The 7,678-nt window shown below is 40.5% G+C and carries 6 protein-coding genes; 3 read left to right on the forward strand and 3 right to left on the reverse strand.

Annotated elements, in window-relative coordinates; translation table 11 throughout:
* Nucleotides 1-28: 28 nt before the first annotated feature.
* A complete protein-coding gene (locus tag EHR06_RS05575) occupies nucleotides 29-823 on the reverse strand; it encodes a crotonase/enoyl-CoA hydratase family protein (protein ID WP_135756064.1) in 795 nt (264 codons plus the stop codon).
* Nucleotides 824-1,001: 178 nt separating this feature from the next.
* Here EHR06_RS05575 and EHR06_RS05580 point away from each other — a divergent pair, with 178 nt between their 5' ends.
* The 3 genes from EHR06_RS05580 (at nucleotide 1,002) to EHR06_RS05590 (ending at nucleotide 4,618) form a co-directional block, all read left to right on the forward strand.
* Nucleotides 1,002-2,138: a helix-turn-helix domain-containing protein gene (locus EHR06_RS05580; protein WP_135756065.1), complete on the forward strand. Its 1,137-nt coding sequence runs from the start codon at nucleotides 1,002-1,004 to the stop codon at nucleotides 2,136-2,138.
* 113 nt (nucleotides 2,139-2,251) lie between these two features.
* Nucleotides 2,252-3,319, forward strand: a complete 1,068-nt coding sequence (locus EHR06_RS05585) for a fatty acid desaturase (protein WP_208757741.1) — start codon at nucleotides 2,252-2,254, stop codon at nucleotides 3,317-3,319.
* Between the two features lie 21 nt (nucleotides 3,320-3,340).
* Complete coding sequence (locus EHR06_RS05590; protein WP_135756067.1) at nucleotides 3,341-4,618, forward strand: phthiocerol/phthiodiolone dimycocerosyl transferase family protein; 1,278 nt, start codon at nucleotides 3,341-3,343, stop codon at nucleotides 4,616-4,618.
* 8 nt (nucleotides 4,619-4,626) lie between these two features.
* Here the strand turns inward: EHR06_RS05590 and EHR06_RS05595 are convergent, their stop codons facing one another.
* Together EHR06_RS05595 and EHR06_RS05600 are read right to left on the reverse strand one after the other, a co-directional pair.
* On the reverse strand, nucleotides 4,627-5,034 hold the full coding sequence (locus EHR06_RS05595) for a hypothetical protein (RefSeq protein WP_135756068.1): 408 nt from the start codon (nucleotides 5,032-5,034) through the stop codon (nucleotides 4,627-4,629).
* Between the two features lie 9 nt (nucleotides 5,035-5,043).
* Nucleotides 5,044-6,501, reverse strand: coding sequence for an APC family permease (locus EHR06_RS05600; protein WP_135756069.1), 1,458 nt, complete (start codon nucleotides 6,499-6,501; stop codon nucleotides 5,044-5,046).
* Nucleotides 6,502-7,678: the final 1,177 nt, after the last annotated feature.

The raw sequence follows: 7,678 nt of genomic DNA on the forward strand, positions 1-7,678 counted from the left end.
GATATACGAAGGCAAGGAATTTAAAATACTATTTTCCTTTGAAAACAGCGGTCCTTTTTTCCAATAAAGAGCGGATCCCTTCTTGGCCGTCTTCGGATTTTAAACAATCGGTTACCAGAGGTACTAGATCATCAATTGCTTCCAGATCTCCTACTTCGATCGCTTTTCTTGCGTTTGCTAAGACTGCATCTATTGCCTTAGGGGCCTGAGCGGAAATTTTTTCCGCAAGCTCTATTGCTCTCGCTAATAATTCTTTTTTAGGTAGAACTTCCTGCACGATCCCTATCCGATATGCTTCGGGAGCATCGAAAGTATCTCCTGTCAGGATATATTTCATTGCATTTCCCCAACCGGAAGTTCTTACAAATCGGATCGTTGCTCCGCCGAAAGGTAAAATCCCTCTTTGCACTTCCATTTGAGCGAATACGGTTTTTTCCGCGGCGAGTGAGATGTCGGAGGCCAACATCAATTCGATCCCTAAAGTTAGGCAAAACCCGTGGACTGCGGTGATCAAAGGTTTTTTACGGATCCTGCCTGTTCCTCCCGTATCCCAAGGATTGATATTTCCTTTTTGGAAAAAATTTCTGCCTTGTTCAATGATTGATTTTGCGACATCTTCCAATTCTAAACCGAAAGTAAAATGAAGACCGTTCGCATATAAAACCGCACATCTGGAACTTGGATCGTCTTCGTAGACTGTAAGTGCATCACTTAACTCCATGATCATTTGTGTATTCATCGCATTTCTGGCATCAGAACGGTTAAGTGTGATACAAAACACAGGGCCTTTCTTTTCGGTCTGGATATAAGTATACGATTTCATAAAATCCTCTCAGTTGAGTAGACCATATAGTCTACTCTTTGGATCCTATGTCTTTTGTTTTTCTAAATTTGATGTCAAACTTTTTATCTTTTTAGGAAGAACTGATTTCGTTTCCCAACTAAAATAGGAGGTCCTACAGAAGGTTGACAATAAGCAAGGATAGTAGATAAAGCCTTGGATGCCTAATATTCCGATTCACCTTCCGGAACAGATCTCTCAATTTCCGGTTTTCTGGATTTTAGTTTCTTTTGCGATATTCGGAACGTATCTAGGTGCCTTATTATGTATAGGGCAGAATATTCTAGAAAGAAAAACGGCTCTCAATCGTTTGCTTTCTTTGTTATTCGTATGTTTGGGATTACTGCAAGGAACCTGTTTATTTTATGTATTCGGGCTTTCTTCTTCTTTTCCTAGGATTGTTCTTCTTCATATTCCTGTTTTGGGTTCCATAGGTCCGATACTATACGGAATTCATAAGATCATACAAAATTCGGAATTCGAAAAATCCACATTGGGTTTAAGTCCCAAACATTCTATTCTACCCGGGATTATTTGGATTTTATATTTTTTAAGTTTTGCGCCGGATCCAGATATGATTCGCGAAGGCATCCGAATATTCTCCGAAACAAGAAGCGCATTCGATCTGTTTTTTCTCATCCCGTTACTTATACTTGCCGCCTATATTGCGGGACTACTGAGAGGGAGTAGAATATTATTTAAACCGAATGTTTTGAAAGAGGAATGGACCGCAAGAGTTCTACTTTATATCATTCTTGCCACGATCGCAAACCATTCCGTGGGTGCATTTTTTCTAATGGATAAGAATCCGCTCTTTCTGCTAGTAAGTGCCTCTATGATGGGGTTGAGTCTTTGTGTTTCTTATTTGATTGGCAGAAGGTACCCTGCTTATTTCCAAAATTTGCAGGAAGTCGCAAGAGTTACCTTCCAAAAATATTCCCGCTCCTTGCTCCAAGGTATGGATCTCGCTGCTCTTAGGGAAAATTTACTACAATCTATGGAAGTCGAAAAATTATACAAAGACGAGGACTTGAGTTTGGCAAGTCTTGCGGATGACTTAGGACTTTCTTCTCATCAACTTTCGGAATTGATCAACCAGGAAATGGGCAAAAATTTTTCCGCATTTGTGAATGAGTATAGGATTAAAGAGGCTTGTGAACTGCTCACTAAGAACAAGGATTCTTCTATCCTGGATATTGCCTATGAGGTGGGATTTAGGAGCAAAACTTCATTTCATAGGGCGTTTCAGAAAGAAGTTGGAGTTCCTCCATCCGAATTTAGGGAAAAAAATCCATAATATCGGTCCCATCCTATCAATTGAAACCGGTTCTGCGGTTTCGGTTTATAGAATGGAACGACGGATCTGGGATATTACGTATAATTCAATCCATCAGTTACATCGGAGTGGATATGAGTTCCTTGGCCCTTGAGCGAAAAAACATTTCGGATCGATTTACCGAAAAAGAAAAAACAAAACGTATCATCAAATGGATCCGACGTTCGGATTCTAAACTCAGAAAACGTTTCTCATTTTTAAAATACCAAGATGCGATCGGGTTCGGGATCACTATGGGTTCCGCTTTAGGAATGATCCTGCTCGGAAGTTTGTATGTAATGGATATCATACCATTCTGGGCTTGTATTATCGGGAATGGGATCTTAGCTTCCTTTCTTCATGAGATGGAACATGACCTGATCCATAGTATTTATTTTAAAGAAAATCCTAAGATGCAGAATTTTCTATTCTGGATGGTCTGGTTATTCCGCGCGAATACGGTCAATCCTTGGTTCAGGAAAGAGATCCACCTTCTTCATCATAAACTTTCCGGGAATGTAGAAGATATAGAAGAAAGATTTATCAGCAACGGAATGCCTTGGGGATTCAGAAGAATACTCGTGATGATAGATCCTATCATGGCGGTTGTTTTGCAGGGACCTAAGATCAGAAAAGATGCGATCCGTTATCTTGCAAAAATAAAAGCTAAGCCGATCAAGGGACCTTACCGTTTAGTGTACCTTCTTCTTTGGTACTCATTCTTGATCTGGGGAATGATCTCTTTGGTCAATTGGGCAATGGGAAGTCCTATACAGGAAGCTGGAACTGCCTCCTATATTCATAATTTCTTAAATACTGCCGCAGTGGTCTATTTGATCCCTTGCTGGCTGAGACAGTCTGCGATACAGATTGTTTCTTCTAATATGCATTATTACGGAGATGTTAAGAGTTTATACCAACAGACCCAGGTGTTGGATTCTTGGTGGATATTACCTTTACATATGTTCTGTTTTAATTTCGGAGCCACGCATGGTATCCATCATTTTGTGGTAACGCAGCCGTTCTATCTACGACAAGCAGTCGCACCTAAAGTAAAACCGTTCTTAAAAAAATATGGAATTCGTTTTAACGACTTTGAAAGTATGACAAGGGCGAATCGTTACCAAAAAGAAGAAATGGATGGTATTGCGATTCCGGCCTAGTACTTTAAAGTCGGAAATGGCATGCAAAATTTAAAAGAATCCGAAAGACCCCAAGGTCAATTCATTCGATCCTTAGACCAAGCGGAGGCAAATTTCTGGTTATATGACCGCGCCTCCTCTATGAACTTCTGCGTAATGGCAGAAGGAGAGGGTTCTTTTTCGGAAGAAAGTTTACGTAAAGCACTGGACCTTATCCAAAACAAACATGCGTTAGCTAAGGTTCAGATCTTAAAACAAGCAGGACAAGATTCTCATTTATACTTTGCAACCTCGGACAAAAAAATCCCGATCCAAAAAGATCTCTATTCTCCCGATTGGAAATCCAAATTAGCCAAAGAAACCATCCGACTTTTTGAACTGGGAGATTCTCCTTTAATCAGAACTATATTTTATACTTCCGGAAATTCTAAATTTGCGATCGGTGTTATTTTTCATCATAGTATCGGGGACGGAAGATCAGGCTGCAGATTTCTTTTAGACGTACTCCGAGCGAGCACGGGAGAAGCGGACGAGATCGAAGAAGATTCGGAATATTCCTCCTTAATGGAATTATATCCCGCAGAAGAATTGTATAAAGGAGGACCTAAACCTGAAAAACCTCTCACCATTCCTCAATTCTCTCGCAAAAAAGAAGAACAAGATCCTGAGATCATCAGTTTTTATTTGGAAGAAGAAGACGTAAATTCTCTCCTAAAAACTTCTAAACAAAAAAAGATATCCTTTCATGGGATCTTGGGTGCTTCTCAAGTAACAGCACTTGCAGATTTTTTTGACAGGGGCCAAGAAGGAGTATTATATCTTTCTACTCCGGCGGATCTAAGACCTCATTTGAGTCATCCGGTACCGGATTCCGCACTAGGACTTTATATTTCTTTATTTACTACTCCTGTAAATATCAGAGATCCTTTTGATATAAAAGCAAAAGCTATCATGAATGATGTAAGAGCTCGTATCGGAAGAAGAGAAGGCAGAGCATTTTACGAACTTCTACCTCCTTCGGAACAATTTTTGGAAAAAGAAGACGGATTAAAACTTTTTCAATTATTGATGAACCGAAATCCACAATCCAGTTTGCTGAGTAATGTGGGAATTATTCCCGTTTTGGCATCGGATGAAATAAAAGTAAAAGAACTTTCTTTTACCGTCCATCCCGCATTGACCCAAACGATTTTCACTACCGTAACAACTTATGAGAATAGAATGGCGATCAATATAAATTACGACAAGAATCGCTGGAAAGAAGCGGACATCTCTCAGTTTGCTTATTCTTTCCGGAAGAATATACTTTCGAATTCCTGAATGTTCGCTTAAAAAGGTAGGATCCTTTTTCTATTTATAAAAACTCTTCTGCCTAGGATCCAGCCCCAGATTAGGAACCCGCATCCTAAATAAGAAATTAGGTTCGGGACGAGAAGAATTTCCACTTCTGCAAGAACAGGGACTTGCATGGTTAAACCTGCGAGCATTATAATTGTATGGATTTCTGCGACTCTTGACTTTTTCTCATCTAAATATTTACCTAAACCTCCTCCGCTGATAAATGCGAGAACCCCGAAGATGGCACCTGTCCTTCCGATATATGCGGAGAAGTATTCAAAATTTTGAATATCAGGGAATTGGAATAGAATGATAAACGGACGAGAAAAAAGAAAACTTAAAGAAATGATCCCCAGGTATCTATGAAGCCTGAGTTTGTTTTTAGGAGAAAGTTCCAAGCCAGAAACTTAAGCGGGATCTCCGCTGCCTACAGGAACAGGTTCGTTTTCAGGAAGTAAACTTAAACCATTAGCTTCCAGCTCAGGTTCGGGAGTTGTATCGATCGGGATCGGCTGGGGTTTTTTAGAAAGTTTAAAATAATAATATAATGGAACGGAAAATAAAGTAAATCCGAAACCCCAAAGAGCCTCAGCACTTTTATTATAGAGCAACGTTGCGATAATTAGAATATTCGAAAGTATATATAAATAAGTAGAATAAGGATAACCCGGGATCTTGAACTCATTCTTTAAATGTCTTTTTTCGAAAATAACAGGAGTGTATGCGGTGATCGTTGCGAGCAGTAGAGTAGAGCAGGTGATCAGATATAAAAGGGATTCGATCTCTTTTACAAAACAAAAGAGACAGGCATACAAAAACTGAAAGACCAAAGATTTATAAGGGCTGTGATATTTAGAATGTAATTTTGCCATGCTTGGGAAAAAGAAACCGTCTCTCGCCATCGCAAAATAGATCCTGGAACCGCCGATGATGTAAGCGGAAATTCCTCCCAAGAACACCCAACAAATAAACGCAGTGATGAGGATATTCACACCTTTCCCGAATAAAAATCCGGAAGCAGTCACACCGATCTTCTCATCTCCCGCTAAAAATTGGATAGGAGCGGAGCTTAAATACAGAAAATTGATCAGAACATAAAGAAGAGTGACTAAGATACAAGAAACGATAACCGACTTATAAATATTCTTTTCCGGATCTTTTACTTCTTCCGCGACGTAAGTGATCATATTCCAGCCTAAGTATGAAAAAGTGACCGGAATCGCTCCCGCAAGCAGTAGATTCCATCCCTGAAGATCCGAAGGGATCAGGGAGAAAGATTCAAAATTTTGAATATTATAATTTCCTATAGTAAAACCTAAGGTCACAAATGCAACCAGACCTAAAATTTTGAAAGTAGTGAAAAAATTCTGGATACGAGAGGCGAGTCCTATTCCGAAAAAGTTCACGATCGTAAAAAATAAGATCGTAGAAATCCCTATGATCTGAGCTACACCCAGAGAAAATGTGATCCCAAGGAACTTGGACTCAAAAAAATAAATGTCCCAACTTGGATTGAATAAAGCCAAAAACGATTTAGAGAATGCGATCGCTGAAAGAGAGATGGACGCCGAAAAATTCACCGATAAAGAAAGCCATCCGCTGGAAAACGCAACAATAGGAGAGTAGGCTTCCTTTAAATAAACGTAATCTCCTCCCGCATATGGGAAAATACTCGCCGATTTCGCATAACTCATCGCACCTGCGATCGCTAAGAACCCGCCTAAGATCCAACATAGAAGCGCCCAGTTCGGATTAGCGGTTTGGGTCAGTATATAGCCGGTAGTGATAAAAATCCCCGGTCCCACCATGGAGCTGAACATGAGAGAAATGGAATCGTAAAGATTAAGAGAGCGGCGAAGTTTCATTTCGAGTTTTGGTCAAAATAGCCCTTTAACTTTCACTCACAAGACATTTTCAAAACCACTTAAAATCACTCGATGTAGGAGTTCCGATATCCGTGTGTAGGAATTCCTACCTGCCTCGTTGGAATTCTTACAAATGATTTGGGCGGCTTCCTCGCTTTGCTCGGACCGGGCTACTACGGGTTCGCGCATTCGCGCTCATCCAGGCTTTGCCTGGACTAACGCCCTTTGTATCCCTGCCGCAGCGACCCATAGGGAGCGAGGCAACGACCGCGAAGCGAGTCGGTGACTGAAGCGTAGCGAAGTCAAATATGTAACGGACACGTTGCATACAAACGGACAAAGCACCGCAACGACCTTGCGAACGATCCGTAGAGAGTGAGTAAGCTCGAGATAGCCTGAGGCGTAATCGAGAGCATGCCAAGTTTATTCGAAGCGAGTCGGTGGCCGTAAGGCCAAGCGAGTAAGAAGCTTTAATCAAAGCCATAAACTTCAACCGAAAGCTTAGCTAAAATCGACTTATTGCACGCAGAGTTGCTAAGGCGCAGAGATTTGTTTCGCACAGAGGTCACGGAGCACACAGAGTAGGGAAGCAAAGGAAAATACTTTGTATTAAAGCGCGACTGAGCAAAGCGAAGCTAAAGTTTAAACCAAACAAGCAGCTGCACTTGTCGGACAGAAACGATTTGGGATTGGGGGGAGCGGCTCGTGGGAGAGCTTGTCCACAATCGCCTTTATCATATTCTGTCGCTTTCTCAATCAGTATCCGTGTTTTGCGCGGAATTTTGATTATCGGCGATTCCCAATCTACTGTAGCACATTCTCCTTTTTGAGTTACATTAAGATATCATAATAAACTAAATCTATGTCCCAAAGCCTTGCTATGTATCAAAATCTCCTTGAATTCAAGTTTGACTTATGTCACATTAAAATTGCCGATTTCCAAATTTAGAAAAGATAGATTTGTAAAATTTCTATAAAAACGGTTTGACTGGCCGGGTCGATTTTGTATTTTGGTCTTCTGGCCGTTTTCCGGTCAGCAACCGAAACTTTCGTGTAGAACGGCATTTGCCCTTCGAATCGCAAGTTTAGGGAAGAAACAAAGTTCTTTTACAACGAATATAACTGCGAATGAGAAATTAAAATTTTTTATTAGCTGAGGTTATGTAAAGGTGAAGAG

Origin of the sequence: Leptospira dzoumogneensis, from assembly GCF_004770895.1 — a bacterium.
GTDB lineage: Bacteria > Spirochaetota > Leptospiria > Leptospirales > Leptospiraceae > Leptospira_B > Leptospira_B dzoumogneensis.

Bases quoted from the DNA above. Each gene is read 5' to 3' on its own strand.
- EHR06_RS05585 (WP_208757741.1), top strand. From the start codon at position 2,252: ATGAGTTCCTTGGCCCTTGAGCGAAAAAACATTTCGGATCGATTTACC.
- EHR06_RS05580 (WP_135756065.1), top strand. From the start codon at position 1,002: ATGCCTAATATTCCGATTCACCTTCCGGAACAGATCTCTCAATTTCCG.
- EHR06_RS05600 (WP_135756069.1), bottom strand. From the start codon at position 6,501: ATGAAACTTCGCCGCTCTCTTAATCTTTACGATTCCATTTCTCTCATG.
- EHR06_RS05590 (WP_135756067.1), top strand. From the start codon at position 3,341: ATGCAAAATTTAAAAGAATCCGAAAGACCCCAAGGTCAATTCATTCGA.
- EHR06_RS05575 (WP_135756064.1), bottom strand. From the start codon at position 823: ATGAAATCGTATACTTATATCCAGACCGAAAAGAAAGGCCCTGTGTTT.